Origin of the sequence: Pseudomonas yamanorum (assembly GCF_900105735.1) — a bacterium.
GTDB lineage: Bacteria > Pseudomonadota > Gammaproteobacteria > Pseudomonadales > Pseudomonadaceae > Aquipseudomonas > Aquipseudomonas yamanorum.
Map to the genome: position 1 here is coordinate 1051861 of NZ_LT629793.1, position 22791 is coordinate 1074651.

General features: G+C 59.6%; 22 protein-coding genes. 10 read left to right on the forward strand and 12 right to left on the reverse strand.

Going from position 1 to position 22791, the window contains the following annotated elements; translation table 11 throughout:
* Positions 1-122: 122 nt before the first annotated feature.
* Complete coding sequence (gene gltX, locus BLU46_RS05310; protein ID WP_093199413.1) at positions 123-1604, reverse strand: glutamate--tRNA ligase; 1482 nt, start codon at positions 1602-1604, stop codon at positions 123-125.
* Positions 1605-1800: 196 nt separating this feature from the next.
* Between gltX and BLU46_RS05315 the strand changes: the two genes are divergently transcribed.
* Together BLU46_RS05315 and BLU46_RS05320 are read left to right on the forward strand one after the other, a co-directional pair.
* Positions 1801-2847, forward strand: coding sequence for an HlyD family secretion protein (locus BLU46_RS05315; protein WP_093199419.1), 1047 nt, complete (start codon positions 1801-1803; stop codon positions 2845-2847).
* Complete coding sequence (locus BLU46_RS05320) at positions 2837-4387, forward strand: MDR family MFS transporter (RefSeq protein ID WP_063031752.1); 1551 nt, start codon at positions 2837-2839, stop codon at positions 4385-4387. Before BLU46_RS05315 ends, BLU46_RS05320 begins: the two co-directional genes overlap by 11 nt.
* 120 nt (positions 4388-4507) lie before the next feature.
* On the opposite strand, the gene uvrB is transcribed toward BLU46_RS05320, so the two are convergent.
* Positions 4508-6523: an excinuclease ABC subunit UvrB gene (gene uvrB, locus BLU46_RS05325; RefSeq protein ID WP_008438773.1), complete on the reverse strand. Its 2016-nt coding sequence runs from the start codon at positions 6521-6523 to the stop codon at positions 4508-4510.
* 343 nt (positions 6524-6866) lie between these two features.
* Here uvrB and BLU46_RS05330 point away from each other — a divergent pair, with 343 nt between their 5' ends.
* Together BLU46_RS05330 and BLU46_RS05335 are read left to right on the forward strand one after the other, a co-directional pair.
* Positions 6867-8063 (forward strand): amino acid aminotransferase, encoded by a 1197-nt coding sequence (locus BLU46_RS05330; RefSeq protein ID WP_003214471.1) that lies wholly within the window; start codon positions 6867-6869, stop codon positions 8061-8063.
* A 308-nt stretch (positions 8064-8371) separates the two neighbouring features.
* Entirely contained in the window at positions 8372-8581 is a 210-nt protein-coding gene (locus tag BLU46_RS05335) for a hypothetical protein (protein ID WP_093199424.1), read from the forward strand.
* Between the two features lie 1150 nt (positions 8582-9731).
* On the opposite strand, the gene ptrR is transcribed toward BLU46_RS05335, so the two are convergent.
* Positions 9732-10607, reverse strand: a complete 876-nt coding sequence (ptrR, locus tag BLU46_RS05340; RefSeq protein WP_093199429.1) for a putrescine utilization regulator PtrR — start codon at positions 10605-10607, stop codon at positions 9732-9734.
* A gap of 104 nt (positions 10608-10711) precedes the next feature.
* On the opposite strand from ptrR, the gene BLU46_RS05345 reads away from it, so the two are divergent.
* A complete protein-coding gene (locus BLU46_RS05345) occupies positions 10712-12103 on the forward strand; it encodes an aldehyde dehydrogenase family protein (protein WP_093199433.1) in 1392 nt (463 codons plus the stop codon).
* Between the two features lie 34 nt (positions 12104-12137).
* Here BLU46_RS05345 and BLU46_RS05350 read toward each other — a convergent pair whose 3' ends face one another.
* A complete protein-coding gene (locus BLU46_RS05350; protein ID WP_093199438.1) occupies positions 12138-12776 on the reverse strand; it encodes a TetR family transcriptional regulator in 639 nt (212 codons plus the stop codon).
* 129 nt (positions 12777-12905) lie between these two features.
* On the opposite strand from BLU46_RS05350, the gene BLU46_RS05355 reads away from it, so the two are divergent.
* Positions 12906-13562, forward strand: a complete 657-nt coding sequence (locus tag BLU46_RS05355) for an O-methyltransferase (RefSeq protein ID WP_093199443.1) — start codon at positions 12906-12908, stop codon at positions 13560-13562.
* A 98-nt stretch (positions 13563-13660) separates the two neighbouring features.
* Positions 13661-14872 carry a YeeE/YedE family protein gene (locus BLU46_RS05360; RefSeq protein WP_093199447.1) on the forward strand — a complete coding sequence of 404 codons (1212 nt, stop codon included), beginning with the start codon at positions 13661-13663 and terminating at the stop codon, positions 14870-14872.
* A 115-nt stretch (positions 14873-14987) separates the two neighbouring features.
* Here the strand turns inward: BLU46_RS05360 and BLU46_RS05365 are convergent, their stop codons facing one another.
* The 4 genes from BLU46_RS05365 to BLU46_RS05380 all read right to left on the reverse strand — a co-directional run bounded on the left by BLU46_RS05365 (position 14988) and on the right by BLU46_RS05380 (position 17690).
* On the reverse strand, positions 14988-15371 hold the full coding sequence (locus tag BLU46_RS05365) for a c-type cytochrome (RefSeq protein ID WP_093199451.1): 384 nt from the start codon (positions 15369-15371) through the stop codon (positions 14988-14990).
* 33 nt (positions 15372-15404) lie between these two features.
* Positions 15405-16304 carry an alpha/beta hydrolase fold domain-containing protein gene (locus tag BLU46_RS05370; RefSeq protein ID WP_093199454.1) on the reverse strand — a complete coding sequence of 300 codons (900 nt, stop codon included), beginning with the start codon at positions 16302-16304 and terminating at the stop codon, positions 15405-15407.
* A gap of 146 nt (positions 16305-16450) precedes the next feature.
* Positions 16451-16891 (reverse strand): tryptophan-rich sensory protein TspO, encoded by a 441-nt coding sequence (tspO, locus tag BLU46_RS05375; RefSeq protein ID WP_093210129.1) that lies wholly within the window; start codon positions 16889-16891, stop codon positions 16451-16453.
* A 97-nt stretch (positions 16892-16988) separates the two neighbouring features.
* Entirely contained in the window at positions 16989-17690 is a 702-nt protein-coding gene (locus BLU46_RS05380) for a hypothetical protein (protein ID WP_093199459.1), read from the reverse strand.
* A 131-nt stretch (positions 17691-17821) separates the two neighbouring features.
* Between BLU46_RS05380 and BLU46_RS05385 the strand changes: the two genes are divergently transcribed.
* Positions 17822-18094, forward strand: a complete 273-nt coding sequence (locus BLU46_RS05385) for a DUF3630 family protein (protein ID WP_093199463.1) — start codon at positions 17822-17824, stop codon at positions 18092-18094.
* A 320-nt stretch (positions 18095-18414) separates the two neighbouring features.
* Positions 18415-18747: a DUF6124 family protein gene (locus BLU46_RS05390; protein ID WP_093199468.1), complete on the forward strand. Its 333-nt coding sequence runs from the start codon at positions 18415-18417 to the stop codon at positions 18745-18747.
* Positions 18748-18769: 22 nt separating this feature from the next.
* On the opposite strand, the gene BLU46_RS05395 is transcribed toward BLU46_RS05390, so the two are convergent.
* From BLU46_RS05395 to BLU46_RS05405, 3 genes are all read right to left on the reverse strand, one after another.
* Positions 18770-19003 carry a hypothetical protein gene (locus tag BLU46_RS05395; protein WP_003214497.1) on the reverse strand — a complete coding sequence of 78 codons (234 nt, stop codon included), beginning with the start codon at positions 19001-19003 and terminating at the stop codon, positions 18770-18772.
* A 213-nt stretch (positions 19004-19216) separates the two neighbouring features.
* Positions 19217-19816: a nitroreductase family protein gene (locus BLU46_RS05400; RefSeq protein WP_093199471.1), complete on the reverse strand. Its 600-nt coding sequence runs from the start codon at positions 19814-19816 to the stop codon at positions 19217-19219.
* Positions 19817-20149: 333 nt separating this feature from the next.
* Positions 20150-20665: a hypothetical protein gene (locus BLU46_RS05405; protein ID WP_093199476.1), complete on the reverse strand. Its 516-nt coding sequence runs from the start codon at positions 20663-20665 to the stop codon at positions 20150-20152.
* A 224-nt stretch (positions 20666-20889) separates the two neighbouring features.
* On the opposite strand from BLU46_RS05405, the gene BLU46_RS05410 reads away from it, so the two are divergent.
* The gene (locus BLU46_RS05410; protein WP_093199480.1) at positions 20890-21819 is read left to right on the forward strand and encodes a hypothetical protein; all 930 of its coding nucleotides are present in this window, start codon (positions 20890-20892) and stop codon (positions 21817-21819) included.
* 397 nt (positions 21820-22216) lie between these two features.
* Here BLU46_RS05410 and BLU46_RS05415 read toward each other — a convergent pair whose 3' ends face one another.
* Entirely contained in the window at positions 22217-22780 is a 564-nt protein-coding gene (locus BLU46_RS05415) for an NADAR family protein (protein WP_093199485.1), read from the reverse strand.
* Between the last annotated feature and the right edge of the window lie 11 nt (positions 22781-22791).

A 22791-nucleotide genomic window follows, 5' to 3' on the forward strand; every position in this document is an offset into this window, starting at 1 on the left:
TAATGGCGTATTCGAAACGTGTCAAATTTATTTTCAACAATTTTCAAAATTTTTTGCCGAGATAACAATCACTTACCGAGCAAACCCCGGAAAACCGGGGTTTGGCCATTACAACCGCGGGCTTAAGCGATAGCGCCCAGCAGCTTTTCCCATTCCTTGTTTTCTTTCTTCGACACACCACCAAGCAAATCAAGGGCTTGTCGCAGACGGAAACGGGTAAGGTCCGGGCCCAGAATTTCCATCGCATCGAGTACCGACACCGAACTCGCCTGCCCGGTGATCGCAGCAAACATCAACGGCATCGCATCGCGCAGTTTCAATTCCAGGGATTCAACCACCGCCTGGATAGTCGCGGTGATTGCATCCTTCTCCCACTGGCGCAGGCTTTCGAGCTTCCACAGGATCAACTGCATCAACTGGCGAACCTGGTCAGCCGAGAGCTTCTTCGACTCAAACAGCTTCACGTCCGGGTTCACGCCACCGGCAAAGAAGAAGCTCGCCAACGGTGCGACCTGGCTGAACGTCTCCACCCTGCCCTGCACCAGCGGCGCGATCTTCATCATGTACTCGGGGTTCAACGCCCACTGCTGCACGCGGCTGGCGAACTCTTCCACCGGCAGGTCACGCAGCCACTGGCCGTTGAGCCACGACAGTTTCTCGATGTCGAAGATCGGCCCGCCCAGGGACACACGGGACAAGTCGAAGTTATCGACCATTTCCTGCAACGAGAACTTCTCGCGCTCGTCCGGCATCGACCAGCCCATGCGGCCCAGGTAGTTGAGCATCGCCTCAGGCATAAAGCCCATGCGCTCGTAGAAGGTCACCGAAGTCGGGTTCTTGCGCTTGGACAGTTTGCTCTTGTCCGGGTTACGCAGCAGCGGCATGTAGCACAGCTGCGGTTGTTCCCAGCCGAAGTACTCGTAGAGCAGGATCAGTTTCGGCGCCGATGGCAGCCACTCTTCGCCACGCAGTACGTGGGTGATGCCCATCAGGTGGTCGTCCACCACGTTGGCCAGGAAGTACGTCGGCAGGCCGTCGGTCTTCATCAGCACTTGCATGTCCATGCGGTCCCACGGGATCTCGACGTCACCGCGCAGCATGTCCGGCACCACGCACACGCCTTCGCTCGGCACCTTCATGCGGATAACGTGCGGCTCGCCGGCGGCCAGGCGCTGGGCCACTTCTTCCTTCGACAGCAGCAGTGCGCGGCCGTCATAGCGCGGGGTTTCGCCACGGGCCTGTTGCTCGGCGCGCATCTGGTCCAGCTCTTCGGCGGTGCAGAAGCACGGGAAGGCGTGGCCCATGTCGACCAACTGCTGAGTGTATTTTTTGTAGATGTCGCTGCGCTCGCTCTGGCGATACGGGCCGTGGGGACCGCCGACATCCGGGCCTTCAGCCCAGGTAATGCCCAACCAGCGCAGGGCATCGAAAATCTGCTGTTCCGACTCACGGGTGGAGCGCAGTTGATCGGTGTCTTCGATCCGCAGGATGAATTCACCGCCATGCTGCTTGGCAAAGCAGTAGTTGAACAAGGCGATGTAAGCAGTACCTACGTGGGGATCCCCAGTAGGCGATGGCGCGATGCGCGTGCGGACGGTGGTCATGGCGGGTCTCGAATTGGCGATAAAACTGAAAATGAAACAAGGGGCGAATGGTAACAGCCCCAAGCCCTTGGGCTCCAGCGTGGGGAGGCGAACAAAGGGCATATGAGACAAGCTCCGGTCTCAAGTCCCGCCATGGCTATTTGCCAGATCATTCGCTGGCTATATTCCATTACCTTTTGTCGACGACCTTATCGCCATGCCTGCCCCGCTCAAACGCCGCCTGTTTATCTTCCTGTTGATCGTGGTCCTGATTGCCGCGGGCTTTTTCGCCCAGTGGTTCTTCAAGGGCCGCTTTTATGAGAGCACCGACAACGCCTACGTCCAGGGCGAGATCACCCGGGTTTCCAGCCAACTGGGCGCGCGCATCGTCGAGGTGCTGGTGGGCGATAACGAACACGTGGAAAAAGGCCAATTGCTGGTCAAGCTCGAAGGCGATGACTTCCACCTCGCCGTCGACCGCGCCAACGCCGCCCTGGCCATGCGCGAAGCCGAGCGCGTGCAGGCCCAGAGCAAACTCACCCAGCAAGCCAGCCTGATCGCCGCCGGTGCAGCCAAGGTTTCTTCCAGCCAGGCCACCCTCGGGCGCTCGCAGATCGACCTGAACCGCGCACAAACCCTGCGCAAGCCCGGCTACGTCTCGGAAGAACGGGTCACCACCCTCGACGCCGACAACCACATCGCCCGCTCCCAAGTGACCATGGCCCAGGCCGACCTGCAGGGCCAGCGCCAGCAGGTCAACGCCCTGAACGCCGAGATCAAGCGCCTCGACGCAATGATCGCCAACGCCAAGACCGACCTGGCCCAGGCCGAACTGAACCTGACCCGCAGCGAAATCCACGCGCCCATCAGCGGCCTGATCGGCCAGCGTGCCGCGCGCAACGGTCAATATGTGCAAGCCGGTGCCTACCTGCTGTCGATCGTCCCGGACCAGGACATCTGGGTGCAGGCCAACTTCAAGGAAACCCAGATCGGCCACATGCAGCCCGGGCAAAAGGCCGAACTGACGTTTGATGCCTACAGCGATACCCCGATCGAAGGCCGCGTGGCCAACCTGTTCGGCGCCTCCGGCGCGCAGTTCAGCCTGCTGCCACCGGACAATGCCACGGGCAACTTCACCAAAGTCGTACAACGGATTCCGGTCAAACTGACCTTCGCCGCCGACAACCCGCTGCAGGGCAAAATCCGCCCGGGCATGTCGGTGACGGTCAAAGTGAATATCCAAGACCCGCACGATGGCCGGTGATCAACTGCTGCCGCCGGTCGGCGAACCGACCCGGCGCGACTGGATCGCGGTCATGAGCGTGATGCTCGGCGCCTTCATGGCAGTGCTCGACATCCAGATCACCAACTCGTCCCTCAAGGACATTCAAGGCGCACTGTCGGCCACCCTGGAAGAAGGCTCGTGGATATCCACTTCCTACCTTGTGGCCGAAATCATCATGATCCCTCTCACCGCCTGGCTGGTGCAGCTGCTGTCGGCGCGTCGCCTGGCGGTGTGGGTGTCCGGCGGATTCCTGATCGCCTCGCTGATGTGTTCCATGGCCTGGAGCCTGGAAAGCATGATCGTGTTCCGCGCCTTGCAGGGTTTTACCGGCGGTGCGCTGATCCCGCTGGCGTTCACCCTCACCCTGATCAAGTTGCCCGAACATCACCGCGCCAAAGGCATGGCCATGTTCGCCATGACCGCCACCTTCGCCCCCTCCATCGGCCCGACCATCGGCGGCTGGCTCACGGAGAACTGGGGCTGGGAATACATCTTCTACATCAACATCCCGCCGGGCCTGATCATGATCGCCGGGCTGCTGTACGGCCTGGAGAAAAAGGATTCCAACTGGGACCTGCTCAAAAGCACCGACTACCTCGGCATCGTCACCATGGCCGTGGGCCTCGGGTGTTTACAGGTATTTCTTGAGGAAGGCCATCGCAAGGACTGGCTGGAGTCGAACCTGATTGTCAGCCTGGGTACCGTCGCCCTGTTGAGTTTGATCACCTTCGTGATCGTGCAGATGTCCAAGCCAAACCCGCTGATCAACCTGCGGATCCTCGGCAATCGCAATTTCGGGCTGTCGAGCATCTCCAGCCTGGGGATGGGCGTGGGGTTGTATGGCTCGATTTATTTGTTGCCGCTGTACCTGGCGCAGATCCAGAACTACAACGCCCTGCAGATCGGCGAAGTGATCATGTGGATGGGGGTTCCGCAGCTGTTCCTGATTCCGCTGGTGCCCAAGCTGATGAAATACGTATCGCCCAAATGGCTGTGTACGCTGGGGTTCGGGTTGTTTGGATTGGCGAGCTTTTCATCGGGAGTGCTGAACCCGGACTTTGCCGGCGACCAGTTCAACCGCATCCAGATCATCCGCGCGTTGGGGCAGCCGCTGATCATGGTGACGATTTCGCTGATTGCCACGGCATACATCATGCAGAAGGACGCGGGGTCGGCGTCGAGTCTGTTCAATATTTTGCGAAACCTGGGTGGGGCGATCGGGATTGCGCTGCTGGCAACGCTGCTGGATGCGCGCACCAAAACCTACTTTGATTATCTGCGCGAGGCGATTGTGCCGACCAATCCGCAGGTGGCGGAGCGCATGGCCAGGCTGACGGAGACGTTTGGCAGTGAGACGGCGGCGTTGGGCAAGTTGAGTGAGATTGCCCATCAGCAGGCGCAGATCATGGCCTACAACGATGCGTTTCATTTTGTAGGGTTAGCGTTGGGGATCAGTATGGTGGCGATTTTGTTGACCAAGGCGTTGCCGGCGGGGCTCAAGGCTGGGGAATCTCATTAGACCGAGGCGCCGCCATTCGCGAGCAAGCCCGCTCCCACACTTGACCGAGCTGTTCAGGCGAACGCGGTCAAAATGTGGGAGCGGGCTTGCTCGCGAAGAGGCCTTGGCAGTCGCTACAAATCACACAGCCAGCAACCGCTCCCGCAACTTGCCAATCTCATCCCGCATCTGCGCCGCCGCTTCAAACTCCAGATCCCGCGCCAACTGGTACATCTTCTCTTCCAACTGACGAATACGCTTGGTGATCTCGCTCGGGGAACGCAATTCCGCTTCGTACTTCGCGTTCTCCTCCGCCGCCTTGGCCATGCCCTTGCGCTTCTTGCTGCGCGAGCCCGGCACGGTGGCGCCTTCCATGATGTCGGCCACATCCTTGAACACGCCCTTCGGCGTGATGCCATGTTCCAGGTTGTAGGCAATCTGCTTGTCGCGACGCCGCTCGGTCTCGCCAATCGCGCGCTCCATGGAACCGGTAATCCGGTCCGCATACAGAATCGCCCGGCCATTCAGGTTCCGCGCCGCCCGGCCAATGGTCTGGATCAAGGAGCGCTCGGACCGCAGGAAGCCTTCCTTGTCGGCATCCAGAATCGCCACCAGGGACACTTCCGGCATATCCAGACCTTCACGCAGCAGGTTGATCCCCACCAGCACATCGAACGCCCCCAAACGCAGGTCGCGGATGATTTCCACGCGCTCCACGGTGTCGATGTCCGAGTGCAAATAGCGCACGCGCACGCCGTGGTCGGCCAGGTAATCAGTCAAGTCTTCGGACATGCGCTTGGTCAGTGTGGTGACCAGCACCCGCTCTTCCAGGGCCACGCGCTTGGTGATTTCCGAGAGCAAGTCGTCCACCTGAGTCAGGGCCGGGCGTATTTCGATTTGCGGGTCCACCAGGCCCGTCGGGCGCACCAGTTGCTCAATCACACGCCCGGCGTGTTCGGCCTCGTAGTTACCCGGCGTGGCCGAGACAAAAATCGTCTGCGGGCTGATGCCTTCGAATTCGTCAAAACGCATCGGCCGGTTATCCAGCGCCGACGGCAGGCGGAAGCCGTATTCCACCAAGGTCTCTTTACGCGAGCGGTCACCTTTGTACATTGCGCCCACCTGCGGCACGCTGACGTGGGACTCGTCGATCACCAGCAAGGCATCGTCCGGCAGGTAATCGAACAAGGTAGGTGGCGCCTGCCCGGATTCACGGCCAGAGAGGTAGCGCGAGTAGTTTTCGATGCCGTTGCAGTAGCCCAGCTCGAGAATCATCTCCAGATCGAAGCGGGTGCGTTGCTCCAGACGCTGGGCTTCCACCAGTTTGTTGTTGGAACGCAGGTATTCCAGGCGCTCCACCAGCTCAGCCTTGATGCCCTCGATGGCGCCCATCAGGGTTTCGCGCGGGGTCACGTAGTGGCTTTTCGGGTAGAAGGTGAAGCGCGGCAGCTTGCGGATCACCTCGCCGGTCAACGGGTCGAAGGCCGACAGGCTCTCGACTTCATCGTCGAACAGCTCGATGCGGATCGCTTCCAGGTCGGATTCCGCCGGGTAGATGTCGATCACATCGCCGCGCACGCGGAAGCTCGCCCGGGCGAAGTCTATGTCGTTGCGGGTGTATTGCAGGCTCGTCAGGCGACGCAGCAGTTCGCGCTGGTCGAGTTTGTCGCCGCGGTCGACGTGCAGCACCATCTTCAAATAGGTTTCCGGGCTGCCCAGGCCGTAGATGCACGACACCGTGGTGACGATGATCGCGTCTTTGCGTTCCAGCAGCGCCTTGGTCGCCGAGAGCCGCATCTGCTCGATGTGGTCGTTGATCGAGGCGTCTTTCTCGATAAAGGTGTCGGACGACGGTACGTAGGCTTCGGGCTGGTAGTAGTCGTAGTAGGAAACGAAGTACTCCACCGCGTTGTTCGGGAAGAACGCCTTGAACTCGCCATACAACTGCGCGGCCAGGGTCTTGTTCGGCGCCAGCACCAGGGTCGGGCGGTTCACCTGGGCGATCACGTTGGCGATGCTGAAGGTCTTGCCGGAGCCGGTCACGCCGAGCAAGGTCTGGTGTGCCAGGCCGGCTTCGATGCCTTCGACCATCAGGCGGATGGCTTCCGGTTGATCGCCGGCAGGCTCAAAGCGGGTGACTAGCTGGAAATCCGACATAACGTACCTCTTGAGTCACCCCGAGGCCGGAAAAAGCAACGGGGACGAAAAAGACCGCGACCCGCGACTGTTCGGCGCAGGTTGCAGGAAAAAACCATGATAGCTGTAGAAGTGGAGGCAAATGTCACGGGTTTCAAGGCAATCGTGCTACATGCCATGACCGGACAACGTTGCAATAAGACTAACGGTCGGCAAATAAACCGAAAAACTTGGCCGAAAAGCCGTTTCGGCTGTCGCCGCGAGCCGTGATGGCCTCTATACTAGCTCCCCGTTTGTGCACCGCTCTAGTGCATTCGGCTGGAGCGCGACACGTCCCTCCACTCTCTATAGAGCTGCCGCAAAAATGAGCCTGTTCTCCGCTGTCGAAATGGCACCACGCGATCCAATCCTGGGCCTCAACGAAGCATTCAACGCCGATACCCGAACCACCAAGGTGAACCTTGGCGTGGGCGTTTACTGCAACGAGGAGGGGAAGATTCCACTCTTGCGTGCCGTTGCCGAAGCGGAAGCCATTCGAGTGGCGCAACACGCCGCCCGTGGCTACTTGCCGATCGACGGTATTGTCGCCTACGACCAGGCCGTGCAAAAGCTGCTGTTCGGCGCCCAATCGCCACTGATCAGCTCCGGCCGCGTCATCACCGCCCAAGCGGTCGGCGGCACCGGCGCCCTGAAAATCGGCGCAGACTTCCTCAAGCAACTGCTGCCCAACGCCGTCGTCGCCATCAGCGACCCGAGCTGGGAAAACCACCAGGCGCTGTTCGAAAAAGCCGGCTTCCCGGTACAGACCTATCGCTACTACGACGCCGCCACCCACGACGTCAACCGCGCCGGCCTGCTGGAAGACCTCAACGCCCTGCCGCCACAGTCCATCGTCGTGCTGCACGCCTGCTGCCACAACCCGACCGGCGTCGACCTGAGCCCGGCCGACTGGCAACAAGTGTTGGACGTGGTCAAGGCGAAAAACCTCGTACCGTTCCTCGACATGGCCTACCAGGGCTTTGGCGACGGCATCGACGAAGACGCCGCTGCGGTGCGCCTGTTCGCCGAGTCGGGCCTGACCTTCTTTGTGTCCAGCTCGTTCTCCAAGTCGTTCTCGCTGTACGGCGAGCGCGTGGGCGCCCTGTCCATCGTTACCGACTCCAAGGAAGAAAGCGCGCGCATCCTGTCCCAGGTCAAGCGCGTGATCCGCACCAACTACTCCAACCCGCCAACCCACGGCGCGGCGATCGTTGCAGCGGTGCTGAACAACCCTGAGCTGCGCGCCCAGTGGGAAGCCGAACTGGCCGAAATGCGCCTGCGCATTCGCGGCATGCGCGAGCAGATGGTGGCTGACCTGGCCAAGGCTGCACCGGGCCACGACTTCAGCTTCGTCGGTCGCCAGCGCGGGATGTTCTCCTACTCCGGCCTGAGCGTTGAGCAAGTGACGCGCCTGCGCAGCGAGTTTGGTATCTATGCGCTGGACACTGGCCGCATCTGTGTGGCGGCGTTGAACCAGAAGAACATCGATGCTGTGACCAAGGCTATCGTTCAGGTGCTGTAAGCCTGTTGTGATGCAAAAAAAGGGGAAGCCGGTGGCTTCCCCTTTTTCATTCTGCGAACGCGCCCAACGTGGCGAGGGAGCTTGCTCCCGCTGGGCTGCGCAGCGGCCCTGAAACCTGCCACCGTGAACTTTCTGAATGAATGCGCTGCCTGAATGGGGGCCGCTTCGCGCCCCAGCGGGAGCAAGCTCCCTCACCACAGGGTGAGCAGATTGCTTCAATAGATGAGTGCATCCCCCCTAAAAATTCGCTGCTTTCAGTCCGCTACCCCTAGACTGACAGCAAGACAGTCCCTTCCCTTGAGTAGCCTATGAGAAACGACGACCTGGACCTGCGTGCCGACCGCGACGAACTGGACCACTTCACCCCGCGCCCGCCCCCCGTCAAGCGCCAGAAAAGCCTGGTACTGCAAATCGCCCTCGGGGTATTCCTCGGCGGTTTGGCCTTGTGGCTGGTGCAACTGGGCGCCGGCGCCCTGATGGCCAAACTGGCCATGGGCACCTTCCAGTTCGGCGGCTGACCAAGGCCAAATGTGGGAGCCGTCGAGCTTTAGCGAGGCCGCGATAGCGGTGGGTCAGGCACCATCAATGTCGACGGTGCCGACGTCATCGCAGCCTCGCTAAAGCTCGACAGCTCCCACAGGGGGCCTGTGTGACTGATGCAACTGGGTACCGGCGCCCTGATCGCCAAATCGGCCATGGGCACCCTGCAGTTCGGCAGCTGACCAAGACCAATGTGGGAGCCGTCGAGCTTTAGCGAGGCCGCGATTGCGGTGGGTCAGGCACCCTCAATATCGACTGTGCCGACGCCTTCGCAGCCTCGCTAAAGCTCGACAGCTCCCACACGGGACCTGTGTGACTGATGCAACTGGATACCGGCGCCCTGATCGCCAAATCGGCCATGGGCACCCTGCAATTTGGCGGCTGACAAAGATCAAATGTGGGAGCCGTCGAGCTTTAGCGAGGCCGCGATAGCGGTGGGTCAGGCACCATCGTTGTCGCCTGTGCCGACGTCATCGCAGCCTCGCTAAAGCTCGACAGCTCCCACAGGGGATCTACTGCGCCTTCAGTCTGCTCTCTTGTGGCCGGTGCGAGCAGACACCCAGCAATTTGGCGACCAACCAAGACCAAATGTGGGAGCCGTCGAGCTTGAGCGAGGCCGCGATAGCGGTGGGTCAGGCAGCATCGTTGTCGCCTGTGCCGACGTCATCGCAGCCTCGCTGAAGCTCGACAGCTCCCACAGAGAACCTATTCCGCCTTCAGTCCGCGCTCTTGTGGCCGGTGCAACTAGGTACAAGCAGACACCCTGCAATTTGGCAACTGACCAAAACCAAATGTGGGAGCCGTCGAGCTTTAGCGAGGCCGCGATAGCGGTGGGTCAGGCACCATCAATGTCGACGGTGCCGACGTCATCGCAGCCTCGCTAAAGTTCGACAGCTCCCACCGGGGACCTATTCCGCCTTCAGTCCACTCTCTTCCGGCAACCATGGTTTGTGCAACTCGGTGCAAGCAAACACCCCGCAATCTGGCGGTTAACCCCCTGAGTTGAACTTCCCGTAGCAGCTGTCGAGCCCCAGCGAGGCTGCGTCAGGCGCGACTCGGTTTGAGTGTATGACTCGATAGCGGCAGCGCGGCCAACGCAGCCTCGCTGGGGCTCGACAGCTGCTACGGCTACGATGCCAGGGCCAGGCCGCGCTCCTCCAGCAACCGCACAAAACTGTTCAAACTCTGTGACACCGTGCCCCGGCGCCAGATCAGCCAGGTATTCAAAATCCGGAACGTATCCGTCAACGGCCACACACTCACCGTCCTGAACCCCGGCATGCTCTCCAGCATGCTCCTCGGCATCAGCGCCAATCCCGCACCGGCACTCACACACGCCAGCATCCCGTGATAAGACTCCATCTCGAAGATCTTCCCCGGCACCGCGCCATCCTGTGAAAACCAGCGCTCAAAGTGGTGCCGGTACGAACAGTTCGAGCGAAATGTGTAGATGCTCTCGCCACTCACATCCTGCCCCCGGGTGATCGGCGCGTGATGCAGCGGCGCAATCACCACCATCTCCTCTTCAAACACCGCCACGCCTTCCAGGGTCGCGTGCAGCACCGGCCCATCGACAAACGCCGCCGCCAACCGCCCCGACAACACGCCTTCGATCATGGTCCCGGATGGCCCGGTGGTCAGGTCCAGCTCAACCTTGGCGTGCTTCTGGTTATACGCCGCCAACACCGCAGGGATGCGCACCGCCGCCGTGCTCTCCAGCGAACCCAAAGCAAACGCGCCCTGAGGCTCCTCCCCCGCCACCGTCGCCCGGGCTTCCTGCACCAGGTCAAGAATCCGCCGCGCATAACCGAGGAAATTCCACCCGGCCGGTGACAACCGCAATCGGCTCTTTTCGCGAATAAACAAATCCACGCCCAAGTCCTGCTCCAACTGCTTGATCCGCGTGGTCAGGTTTGACGGCACGCGATGGATCAACTGCGCGGCGGCGCTGATGCTGCCTTGCTCGGCAACGGCTTTGAAAATTTCCAGCTGGACCAGATCCAAGTCATTCTCCAAACGTGAACGTATTGCTTAATATTATTCAGTTTCCGAAAAAGATACAGCCCCGTACGCTGGCCTCCATCCCATTCACTGCGCAGGACGGTGCCATGAACCCCATTTCTTCCCAGACCCACGCCTTGTCGATCAACCCCGCCAACGGTGAAACGGTCGCCAGCTACCCGTACGAAACCGAGGCGCAGTTGGACGCCGCCCTCACCCGCTCGATCAACGCCTTCCGCAACGGCCGCACTACCCCCGTCGCCCAGCGCGCCGAGTTGCTGCTGGCCCTGGCGAGCACCCTGCGGGACCAGGCCGAAGAGATGGCTCAGATGATCACCCTGGAAATGGGCAAACCCATCGCCCAGGCCCGTGGCGAAATCGAGAAATGCGCCCAGTTGGCCGAGTGGTACGCCGCCCACGGCCCGGCCATGCTCGCCCCGGAAGCCACCCTGGTGGACAACGGCACCGCGCAAATCGAATACCGCCCGCTGGGCCCGATCCTCGCCGTGATGCCGTGGAACTTCCCGGTGTGGCAAGTGCTGCGCGGCGCCGTGCCGACCATGCTCAGCGGCAACACCTACGTGCTCAAACACGCGCCTAACGTGATGGGCAGCGCTTACCTGATGAAGCAAGCCTTCCAGCGCGCCGGCTTCGCCGATGGCCTGTTCGAAGTGATCAACGTCACCCAGGACGGTGTGTCCAAAGCCATCGCCGACCCACGTATCGCCGCCGTCACCCTCACCGGCAGCGTGCGTGCCGGCATGGCCATCGGTTCCCAGGCCGGTGCCGCGCTGAAGAAATGCGTACTGGAGCTGGGCGGCTCCGACCCGTTTATCGTACTCAACGACGCCAACCTCGACGAAGCGGTGCAAGCCGCCCTGATCGGCCGCTTCCAGAACTCCGGCCAGGTGTGCGCCGCTGCCAAGCGCCTGATCATCGAGGCAGGCGTGGTGGAAGCCTTCACCGCCAAATTCCTCGAAGCCAGCCGCAACCTGGTGATGGGCGACCCGACCGCCAGCGAAACCTACATCGGCCCGATGGCTCGCTTCGACCTGCGGGACGAACTCGACGGCCAGGTCCAGGCCACTCTGGCCGAAGGCGCCACCTTGCTGCTGGGCGGCCATAAAGTCGAAGGCGCAGGCAACTTCTACGCACCCACCGTGCTGGCCAACGTCACCGACCAGATGACCTCGTTCAAACAGGAACTGTTCGGGCCGGTCGCCTCCATCATCACCGCACGCGATGCCGACCACGCCGTGGCCCTGGCCAACGACAGTGAATTCGGCCTGACCGCCAGCGTGTTCACCACCGACCCGGAAAAGGCGCGCCACATCGCCAACCAGCTGGAAACCGGCGGGATCTTTATCAACGCCTACAGCGTGTCCGACCCTCGGGTCTCGTTTGGGGGTGTGAAGAAGAGTGGATTCGGGCGGGAGTTGTCGCACTTTGGTGTGCGGGAATTCTGCAATGCGCAGACCGTTTGGCTGAACCGCCGCTAAGGCAAGCACTGCAAACGATGGCCCGTACAGCGGGTCATCGTGCTGTCTGGTTAAGCACCGTCACATACGCTCCGAACATATCCGCCATCGCGTCCGCGTAGGCAGTAATTTGCGCCTCGGTGCGCGGGCTTCCCGAGAATTCCTTGCCCACCGAACTGAAGGTGGTGACGATCAAGTCGCACGCCAGGTCGCGGGTCGTCTCAGGCACCTGCGGCAGCAGTTCCAGCATGAACGTCTGGAAGACCTGTTGCCCTCCCGCCCGAACCTCATGGGCTTCGGGCGCATCTCGATAAAGCGGTGCCGCGTCGCTCAAGGCGACCCGCATCTGCGCCTCCTCACACTCCGAACGAATAAACGCATGCACCAACGCCCGCAGCCGCTCAAGGGGCGGCTGGCTTACGTCTTCCAGAATCCGGCTGAGCATTTGCGAGGTTTGCTGCCATTCATCGGTCTGCAACCGGAACAGGATCGCCGCCTTGTTAGGGAAGTATTGGTACACCGAGCCCACACTCACGCCCGCCTTCTCCGCAACCCGAGCGGTGGTGAAACGGCTGGCACCTTCCTTGGCCAAAACCTGAATAGCCGCTTCGAGAATGGCCGACACCAACTCGGTGGATCGCGCCTGTTTGGGCTCTTTGCGTGAGGAAATCTGCGAGGTCTGGCGGTCGGTCATGGGGCGTGCCTGCTGCGGTTTGAATGCGAATAGCGAATGTGACGAATTGTTCGCATACTTTAAATGCGACGAATCATTCGCATACTAGCCCGGTGCCTCACGGCGCTCAACCTGCAACAGGACCTCCCCATGAATACGCTTACCTCGGCCCCAATGGCGGCTCTGATTGAACGCTTGTACACACAAGCCGATGCCGTCACGAGCCCCGTCCTCAACAACGTGACGCCTGAAGAGCGTGATCGCCTGATGCGCAGCAAAACCGACTACCTGGAACTCTACGGGATGCTGAAAGACCTGTGGCTACCGGTCTCCCGCGACACCGGCACCCTGCTCTACATGCTGGCCCGCAGCACCAAAGCCCGGGCCATTGTCGAGTTCGGCACCTCGTTCGGCCTGTCCACCCTGCACCTGGCGGCCGCCCTGCGGGACAACGGCGGCGGCGCGCTGATCAGCAGCGAGTTCGAGCCCACGAAGATCGCCCTGGCGCGGCAACACCTGGAACAAGGCGGCGTAAGCGACCTCGTGGAGATCCGCCAAGGTGATGCCCTGGTCACACTGGCCAGCGGCCTGCCCGACAGCGTCGACCTGCTGCTGCTCGACGGCGCCAAAGCCTTGTATGGCGATGTACTGAACCTGGTGGAAAGCCGTCTCAAGCCCGGCGCGTTGATCATCGCCGACAACACCAACTACTGCCCCGACTACCTGGCCCGGGTGCGCTCGCCGGCAAACGGCTACCTGTCGGTGCCGATCGGTGACGACGTCGAGCTGTCAGTTCGCCTCGGCTAATACCCCTCATTGGAGGATTCGAGACGCCAGTGGAAGGGTGCGCGGTTTATACTCGGCACCCTCGCCTTTAACCCACGGCCTACGAACCGAGATACCCGATGAGCCTTTCCCTCTCTACAACCCCTGCGCGCAAGCCGCTCGCGCCCCTGCTGGCGTTTGTCATTCTGCTGTTCGGCGCCATCTTCCTGCAAAACAGCGTCGGCTCGCGCCAAGTGCTGTTGCTGGTGGTCGGCGCCGCACTGGGCCTGACGCTGTACCACGCCGCTTTCGGCTTCACCTCGGCCTGGCGGGTGTTCATCACCGACCGACGTGGCGCGGGCTTGCGTGCACAGATGGTGATGCTGGCGATTGCCGTGCTGCTGTTCTTCCCCGCGCTGGGAGCCGGCACCTTGTTCGGCCAACCCGTGGTCGGGCTGGTGGCGCCGGCCGGGGTGTCGGTGGTGTTCGGGGCATTCATCTTCGGCATCGGCATGCAGCTGGGCGGCGGCTGTGCGTCCGGCACCCTGTTCACCGTGGGCGGCGGTAATGCGCGCATGCTGGTGACCTTGTTCTTCTTTATCTGCGGTTCGTTGATCGCGACTCACCACGTCGACTGGTGGTTCTCGCTGCCTTCGTTCCCGGCGGTTTCCATCGTCAAAAGCTTCGGCGTGGTGCCGGCCTTGCTGCTGAGCCTGGCGGTGTTCGGGATCATCGCGGCAGTCACCGTGCGCCTGGAAAAAGGCCGTCACGGGCAGCTCGAAGCCGGCGTCACCAGCGAACACCAGGGCCTGCGCCGCTTCCTGCGCGGGCCGTGGCCATTGGTGTGGGGCGCAATTGGCTTGGCCCTGCTCAACTACGCCACCCTGGCACTGGCCGGGCGGCCGTGGGGCATCACTTCCGCGTTCGCGCTGTGGGGCGCCAAGGTCGCCAGCGGGTTGGGCGTGGACGTGGGTAGCTGGGTGTTCTGGCAAATGCCGGGCAACGCCAAGGCCCTGGCAGCGCCGGTATGGGAAGACATTACCAGCGTGATGGACATCGGCATCATCCTTGGTGCGCTGTTGGCTGCGGGATTGGCCGGGCGCTTTGCCCCAAGCCTGAAGATTCCGGCACGCTCGCTGTTCGCCGCGGTGATCGGTGGGTTGCTGCTGGGTTACGGCTCGCGACTGGCGTACGGCTGCAATATCGGCGCGTACTTCAGCGGGATTGCGTCGGGTAGCCTGCATGGCTGGGTGTGGTTGGTGGCGGCGTTTATCGGCAACAGCGTGGGCGTGCGGTTGCGGCCGTTCTTCTTTGCAGGTGAGCGCCCGCAAGTGGCATTGAGCGGTTGCTGACTGATCGTTCCCACGCTCCGCGTGGGAATGCCGCCGGGGACGCTCTGCGTCCCGCTGTTGGTGACGCGGAGCGTCACGGGATGCATTCCCACGCGGAGCGTGGGAACGAGCAGCATCATCGGCTTTTTGAAATCACACCACTCATGTACTGATTCAAGTCGCGGAAGTCCTGAACTTTCCAGGTGAACGGCGACAGCTTCACACCGTTCTCCCGCAACGTTCTGGGAATCAGGTCGCCATTTGGACGAAGAATGACGGACGACACGATAACGCCCGGATAATCACTCAAGCGTTTTTTGAAAGTAGTCGTTGTCAGGTCAGGCGTAGGCGGATTGCTTTTATTCGCCAAGGGCCCCGTGCCTTTGATATCCGCACCGTGGCACATGGCGCATCGCTGCAGATAAATGTTTTTCCCGTTAACGTTGTCCGCAAAGGACAGTGACGTTTGAACCAGCGATAAAATCCCCAGCGACGCGATGAATGTTTTTCTTATGCTCATCTTTCCATGTGGCCTTGTTGTAAAAATCCGATATCAACTAACCGAGCGTAAACGACCCGTGATCCACTCACGGCTGTAAGCCAGCACCCTGCCCGACATCGCCGTCGGAAAATGAATAAACCCATGAGCCGCCTGCGGTAACAGATACACCTCAGACCCCGCCCATCGCTCCGCCATCTGCAGCGTGTCGTCCAGCAGCGGGTCCAGATCCCCCACAAACATCAGTGCCGGCGGCAGCCCCGCAAGGTCGCCATACAACGGTGACAACGACGGCTGCCGACGCTGCTCATCACTTAAGCCCGGCGTCAGCAAGCGCAGCGCTTCTACCATGCCCGGCCCGTCCAGCAACAGCGTTTCCCGCCCCGCCGTGCGCACACTCGGTGTGCCGGTCAAATCGTAGACGCCGTAATACAGCACCGTCCCGCTCACCCGCGCCAGCAACTCGGGCCATTGCTTCAGCGCCAGCAACGTCGCCGCTGCCAGATGCCCACCGGCAGACTCGCCGACGACGATCACCGGCAGGCCAGCAAACTCCTCACAGTCCGCGAGCAACCAGCGCGCCGCAGCCAAGCAGTCTTCCAGAATCCCTTCCACCGGCGTGTTCACCGCCAGTCGATAATCCACCGACACCACCGCCACGTCGCACGCGTTGACCATGGCCACGTTGAGGTCGTCATTCATCTGTGCATTGCCGATCACCCAGCCGCCGCCATGGATATCCAGCACCACGCCCTTGGCCTTGCCCTTCGGCCGGATGATGCGCACCGGCACAGAGCCCACCCGCCGGCTTTCTGCCTGAAGGCCATGCTTGAGCAACTTGTTGCCGGCCACCATCTGGCCGGAGCGCAACAGCGCCTGGATCACCCGGGGCGTCACGCGGTTGCGGATGCGAAAACGCGGTAACCACGCGAGCCTTTGGTTGAAGCGCTGCATTTGCGCCAGTTCATGTTCTTCAGCAGGCCACAGCGTATGAGTTCCCAATCTGTATTTCCTCTATCTCTAAACGAGATGTTCACCTTGGCCAGTGTGCGTGGGCATCATGGCAATGATGTTTCCGCCCTCTGCCCACGCCGCCAGGCTCAGCGGTTATTGCGCAGGATGGAGAAATTCAACGCAGCCGCAACGCTTAGCCACACCAGGTACGGGAACAGGATCAGCCCGGTGATCAAATCCAGCCGCACCGTCAGCAACACCATGGCGGCGACCACCAGCCACAGCAGCGTGATGATCACCATCCCGGCGAAAATCCGGTGGGCGCCGAAGAACACCGGCGTCCACAGGGTGTTGAGTGCGATCTGCGCAGCCCATAGAGCCAGCACGATTTCGCTGCCGGGGATCAGGGCCAGGCGGTAGCCGGCCCAAGCCAGCAGCAGGTAGATGATGGTCCAGGCGACCGGGAACAGCCAGTTGGGAGGCGTGAAGCTGGGTTTGACCAGGGTGGCGTACCAGTCGCCCGGTTTGAAGATAATGCCGGTGCTCGCCGCAGCACCGCAGGCCAGAAGAAAAATAAACAACGTCACCATAATCGGTCCTTAGCTGAGAGCAGCTGCCTGGAGATGAAAGCCTTGACGGCGGTTTCAGGGTTGGACGCCAGGCAGCGGCAAAAGTCCGAAATTTTTACTGACTTAACCCCAAGCGCTTTTTCGCCTTGTAGCAATCATTGATCGCGATCGCCCGCTGGTAATACTCCGCACGCTGCGCACGGTTACTGTCCCCCAGCAGCCGGTACATTTCAGCCTGATAATCCCGACTGCTGCCCCACTGCAACGCCATGCCCTGAGGCATCTCGGCCCTGCATTCAAGCTTCACCGCAGGCTGCGGAAAATATTGCTCATACGCGGGCGCGCCGGTCGCGATGGCCTTCAGCGTTGTCTGGAATTCAGGCGTGTCCGTAAATTCAAAGCAAAAGGATGAAAGCTGCAGTGCCGGTGGTGCAAAGCCTTGTAGGAAGCTGCTTTGGAACAACGGGCAGGCCTTTTCCTTGATCTCGTCGACCGGGTAGAACATCACGTAGATCATCGCGAGGCGATGCTGGGCCACCGGGTGGTCCAGCGCGGCAGCTTGTTCAAGTAGCTTGATCGCCGGCTTGAGCAACTCGCCTGCCTCCTCCACCAGCACTTGGGTACGCTTTTTCTCGTCTGCGCTGGCGGTGGGAAAGTTCGCAGGCACCGCTTCCAGCTTGGCATCTGCTTGTTTTAGGTACGGCACAGCCTGCTGATAGAGGCTCTCGGCGTGGGGGTCGATGTGCGGGGTGTTGGCCGTGCACAGTTGCGGTAACAGGCAGCCCAGGAACAGGGCAATCCAGTGGGGGATTTTCATAAACAGGCTTCCGTGCGGTGGGGCGCGGCTTGCCAGGGGCTCATTCCTTTGAAAGCTGCGCAGGTTCTGTCACATTCTATGACAAGCATCTCACGGCGAAACACGCCTTTTCACCCTATCGATGATCCCTTATGGAAATACAGATTTCGGAAACGTCTGACTGGCAATTGTTCGCGGCCATCGCCGAAGTGCTGGAGCACGGTTTGAAAGGCGAATGGACCGTAAAGGCCGACGGGCTGGATCAGCGCTATTGGGATTTGTGCGTCGAAGGCCAGACCCTCACCCTGCACCTAGAGCATTATCTGGGGATCAGCCTGCTCATGCCTGGCCAGGGCGAGAGCCTGGAGGGGTTGAGTGATTTGGGGTTGAGGGCGTACCGGCTGGTGCTTCCATTTTCGGGATAAAGGAGAATTTGCGTAGGCCGTAGCACCTTGCTCCTTTGCCTACGCTTGCGTCAGAATCCGCCGGCTTGTGCACCTGGGTGGCCATCTCTAAGGTTGCTCGGTCGCTGAAAACTCAGTGATCGGGTTTAGTAGCCCTGCTTTGAATACTTACGTGCATGAACCTCATCTTCCAGACGTCCTGTCTGTGCTTGATGGTGGCTGTGCGTAGGGCGCCCTCGGGCGCGCCGGCTTTAAGTATTCACCGGTCTACTAACCTGCGCACAGCTGCCACCCTATCGTTTAGTAGCGACGAGGTGGCGGCCCGACTCAGGAATACTTATATGTTCAAGATAACGCCGAATCCGCCAAACAAGCCGGATCTAAAACTCCACCAGGCTGCCCAGCGCGCCATTGATCACTACCTCAATCCCGGCACCGATGCCGAGACAGTCCTAGAGACAACCGCCCTCTTCAGCGTCACCTCCGGCGTCAGCAGCGAGATCCTGATCGCCAACAGCTACGAAACCGTTTCCTCCGTCAGCGCCCTGCTGCTCGACCTGTCCGACGAACTGACCGGCAAAGACCGCGACGTGGCATTGGCCATACACCAACTGAGCGAATTGAGCGTACTGCTGATCGGCAAACTGATGGACCGCGAAACACCTCGGGCGTAGAACCCAACGCGGTCCTGCAGGACTAGCCCTTCAACTCACCCAACCGATTACTCGCCGCGTCGTCGTATGCCACATACAGCGACTCGGCGATTTGGCTTTTGATGGCTTTGGCGCTTTCCAGACCCAATACAAAACCTTCGGCCTTGCCGCCTGCGCGGTTCAGGTCTTCTTTGGTGTCAGCACCGGTGATGGCGTCGAGGAGCTTGATGGCCTGAGGACCTACGCCTTTTGGGAGGCTGATTTGGTCGATACTCATTGGGATGCCTCGGATGAGATGCGGGATGGGGTGGTGCGGGTGAACGAGGTCATGGGCGATACCTTGAGATTGAGGTCGGTAGCGCGTGGAACCACTGCCGGGGGGCCATGGTAGACCGGTATGGGAATTAAAGGGCCGGTTTCGGCCATATGCGGTCATTCACTACAACGCCCATGATCGATACTGGAGGCAACAACCTCTCGCGCCAAAGCTCTATTTGAGAGGATTCCCTACGCAGAAAAGGGCGATCGGAAAAAGGGCCCGTTCAAGACCCAAGGCTTGCTTCATCTTAATGTCGTCAAAACCCATCACGACTACACCGCCAAGACCCGCTGCGGTGACCGCCAAATACATATTTTGAGCGGATGCTCCAGCTTCGAAATCAACGTAGCGCCCGCCCCTTAGACCGTCTGCCTGTTGAGCCGAAAAATGATCTATTGCGAGCCCTCGTTTAGCGACGATCGCGATGACGGCAGGTGCGTCTTCCAACCACTTTTCATCGCCCAAAGCCGCTGAGTTCAACGATCCATTTGCGATCGGACCTGCAACACGTGAGAGCTTTCCTGCCTGGCAATCGTATGTGTATACCCCAGGGGCGAGGCCTTCCACTTGACGCACAACCACCCTCAATACAAGTGGGTGCAAAGCGTGTGCCGATGGCGCGGTTCGCCTTCCGTCCCCAGAAGTACACCCCTGTCCCGCATAAAGGAACGTCTCCAGAACGGGCAGGCTCAGCGGCTCTTCACTGAAGGATCTGACACTTCGCCTGGTGGACAGAAGGTCTTTGAGCAGCGCCGAGTTTTGGGTATCCATCAACGTTCATCCATGCGAGTTTGCGCTGACAGTAGCAGAGGCACGAACGCCAACCTGGGAAAAATTTCCCTGGTTGAATCTTCTCCACCAGTAAGCATGGCGTCTGCAAGGTTGCTTCGCCCGCCCAATCATGATCGTGAAGGGTGCAGCCCAAATGGGCGATAGGCAGCATTCGGCCATAAGCAGCCAGTAGGAAATGTCCACGAAACCATGGGCGATTCAGTAGTCGACCCAAGCGGCCTGTAGTATGCAACACCTACAGTGAGCACTCTCACATGCCTTGGACTATTTGACCGAGGCAAAGCCATGAACCTAGCCTGTGGGCTGGTGTTGTCAGCCCCTTCCGTACCGCTCCAGTATTTTCATAAGTACAGCATTGGCGTGCGTGAAGTTTTCTAGCTGACCACGAATTTGGTATGCCCACTTTGATCCGTGGAAAAGGTTATTTCTAAGCCGCCAGACGATCATCAGGATGCATAACATGCTTTCGCCGGGGTCGTCACTTTTGCCATTGATGACGCGGCTTACCAACTCGGGGTAGTCCGTTCTACGAAGGTTTAGGTAATCATAGTGATCAGTTGTTTCACCATTCAGGGAGTAACGGTTCCTGAAGTAGGCTAGTGCTTCTTCATACACCTCAGGGTAAATCCTGTTTTCAGCGACCCAGCCGTTGACCCGATCTGAGATGGTTCGTGCCTGGGCAAAGTTGTCCATGACCTGCGCTTCGAAAAGGCTCCAGAGAAAGGAGAAGTCGAAAATGGCCCGGCGATCTTGATCAGGTAGCTCCCTAAACCCCGGTGCATTCGCATATAGCCACCGTTCACTTGCACTTTTTTCAAAATCATCCATGGTTCAATTTCCTGTCGTGTGCGGGCCGTGGATTCGAACTAGCACACTTAAGTCAGACGTTGTGAGCATACTATGTCATAGGCTTGTTCCGAGCGCGGTAGTGGTAGGGTGGTTATCTGCATTAACTGCTATAACGAACCGCGTTCAGCTACGCATGGTAGATGCATCACACGGGCTACCGCCGCCGTGGGAGGCGCATATGACCCACATATCTGGTGAATTACATGGCCAAGCAGCTTTCCCCCGCAGGAGTCATGGCGCTCAAAGAAGCCCTGTGCTCGGTGTACTGGTATAAATCTGAGCTGCGCGGTTTTCTACAGCTTTGTCTCTCCACTCCAGCCATCCTCCCCCGTTTTAACTGGGAAAATTACAAACGCCAAATCGCCTCCGACGTTGTCGATTTTTTGTGTGCGAATCCCGACACCCATCTCGGTGATTTGACAAAAATTTGTTACGAACTTTGCAAATTGACTGACTTTTCACACCTCCAGCGCTTGGAAGATGGTGCCCAAAAGGTGGTGAAAGCCAAAAGTGCCGTCAACCAGCTCAAATCGTTAGTTGAGCCGCACCAAGACGTCAAAAAAGAGCAAGATGAAATCAGGCGCAGGCAGGAAGACGCCGCGAAGAAGCTTCGCGAAAACGCTGCCGTACGGCAGAAGCTCCAAGCGATCAACACCCGTTATCTGGCTCTGATTGGCTCTGATAGTGCACAGGCCCGTGGCTTCGAACTGGAGCGCGTCATGTATGAGGTGTTCGAACTTTTCGACCTTGACCCTAAAGCTTCGTTTAAGAATCTCGGTGAACAGATCGACGGGGCCTTTTCCTTGGAGGGAACCGAGTATCTGTTCGAAGCCAAGTGGCAAAAGGAACCAGTCAACAAGGCTGACCTGGCCATCTTCACCGATAAGGTGAGAACCAAGCTGGAAAACACCTTGGGGATCTTCCTCTCCATCAACGGCTTCTCTTCAGAAGGCGTTGCCGCACATCAGGCCGGAGGAGCCTCGATATTGCTGGTTGATGGGGGTGACTTGATGGCCATCTTGGAAGAGCGGATCGACTTCGTAAGCTTGCTGCTCCGGAAAAAAAGACATGCTGCGCAGACCGGGCAAATTTACCTTAGCTACTACCAGATGGTTGCCACTGGGGCTAGTTAACCAGACCACAGTTACGAGGTTACCTCGTGCGCAAAATTCAACCCAAGGTCTCAGAACCTATGTGCGGCGTGAATACAGGCGGGGCTGGCGTTTTCAGGCAGCAATTGGCGCTGCAATTCTTGCGGGCAGTGGGTGTTTGACTTGCTCCTTAAATGCGACGCGCCAAATCGCTATTTGGCGGAGCATTGAGACTGTGGTTTGGGTAGTAACCGCTTCTGGCCGGTTGCTGTCCGACGCGGCAGGCAGCTACCAGCCAGAAGCTCCCGCTCGAAGGTATAGACGAAAATTGGGGCGACTCAGCTTTTATTGATTAACGCGCTGTCTTAGATAAGGCCGCATGCAACAAGCCCTGGCGTACACCAGGGCTTTTGCGTTTTCCTTGAGTAAGCTCAGGGCACTACCTTGGGGCTGGCAGACTTGTCCCGTCCCGCACCTGCATCAGCGCAAACCCCAGCAAATTCAACCCCTTCCACAGATTCGGATTGTTCACATCCGCATTGTCCTGTGCGAGCCCTATACCCCAGATGCTATCAACCGGGCTGGCTTCGACAATAACCCGCGAACCGGTTTGTAGAAGGTATTCGTTCAACGGTGGATTCTGAGAGAACTTGGCCTGGTTCGCTCGAACGACGATGTCGTATCGGTGTTGCAGCCAAACCTTGTCATTGAATCCGCGCACGTTGCGGCCAAGTGCTTTGGCGGCATTAGGTGTAGGGGCGCGGAGCACCTGCGCACGGATTTCCTGATCGTCGAACAAGGCCGCTTTCTCGGCCATCATGAAGTGTTCGGCTGTAGGGTAATGTTCCCCCTCGACAATGAACCCAGCCTCGAACCATTGGCTGAAGCACGAAGCGGTGACGGCCGTTTTGCTGCGTTGGTGCCCCCAGAAAAACGTATAACTCAGCTGTTCTCCAGCGTTAAAACGGGCGCAAAGTTCTTTCAGATGTTCAGAGTCGTTCAATGAAATATCCT

Bases quoted from the DNA above. Each gene is read 5' to 3' on its own strand.
- BLU46_RS05345 (WP_093199433.1), top strand. From the start codon at position 10,712: ATGAACCCCATTTCTTCCCAGACCCACGCCTTGTCGATCAACCCCGCC.
- BLU46_RS05355 (WP_093199443.1), top strand. From the start codon at position 12,906: ATGAATACGCTTACCTCGGCCCCAATGGCGGCTCTGATTGAACGCTTG.
- BLU46_RS05360 (WP_093199447.1), top strand. From the start codon at position 13,661: ATGAGCCTTTCCCTCTCTACAACCCCTGCGCGCAAGCCGCTCGCGCCC.
- BLU46_RS05335 (WP_093199424.1), top strand. From the start codon at position 8,372: ATGAGAAACGACGACCTGGACCTGCGTGCCGACCGCGACGAACTGGAC.
- BLU46_RS05320 (WP_063031752.1), top strand. From the start codon at position 2,837: ATGGCCGGTGATCAACTGCTGCCGCCGGTCGGCGAACCGACCCGGCGC.
- BLU46_RS05365 (WP_093199451.1), bottom strand. From the start codon at position 15,371: ATGAGCATAAGAAAAACATTCATCGCGTCGCTGGGGATTTTATCGCTG.
- BLU46_RS05380 (WP_093199459.1), bottom strand. From the start codon at position 17,690: ATGAAAATCCCCCACTGGATTGCCCTGTTCCTGGGCTGCCTGTTACCG.
- BLU46_RS05350 (WP_093199438.1), bottom strand. From the start codon at position 12,776: ATGACCGACCGCCAGACCTCGCAGATTTCCTCACGCAAAGAGCCCAAA.
- BLU46_RS05410 (WP_093199480.1), top strand. From the start codon at position 20,890: ATGGCCAAGCAGCTTTCCCCCGCAGGAGTCATGGCGCTCAAAGAAGCC.
- uvrB (WP_008438773.1), bottom strand. From the start codon at position 6,523: ATGTCGGATTTCCAGCTAGTCACCCGCTTTGAGCCTGCCGGCGATCAA.
- BLU46_RS05315 (WP_093199419.1), top strand. From the start codon at position 1,801: ATGCCTGCCCCGCTCAAACGCCGCCTGTTTATCTTCCTGTTGATCGTG.
- BLU46_RS05390 (WP_093199468.1), top strand. From the start codon at position 18,415: ATGTTCAAGATAACGCCGAATCCGCCAAACAAGCCGGATCTAAAACTC.
- BLU46_RS05330 (WP_003214471.1), top strand. From the start codon at position 6,867: ATGAGCCTGTTCTCCGCTGTCGAAATGGCACCACGCGATCCAATCCTG.
- BLU46_RS05405 (WP_093199476.1), bottom strand. From the start codon at position 20,665: ATGGATGATTTTGAAAAAAGTGCAAGTGAACGGTGGCTATATGCGAAT.
- BLU46_RS05370 (WP_093199454.1), bottom strand. From the start codon at position 16,304: ATGCAGCGCTTCAACCAAAGGCTCGCGTGGTTACCGCGTTTTCGCATC.
- BLU46_RS05385 (WP_093199463.1), top strand. From the start codon at position 17,822: ATGGAAATACAGATTTCGGAAACGTCTGACTGGCAATTGTTCGCGGCC.
- BLU46_RS05400 (WP_093199471.1), bottom strand. From the start codon at position 19,816: ATGGATACCCAAAACTCGGCGCTGCTCAAAGACCTTCTGTCCACCAGG.
- gltX (WP_093199413.1), bottom strand. From the start codon at position 1,604: ATGACCACCGTCCGCACGCGCATCGCGCCATCGCCTACTGGGGATCCC.
- BLU46_RS05395 (WP_003214497.1), bottom strand. From the start codon at position 19,003: ATGAGTATCGACCAAATCAGCCTCCCAAAAGGCGTAGGTCCTCAGGCC.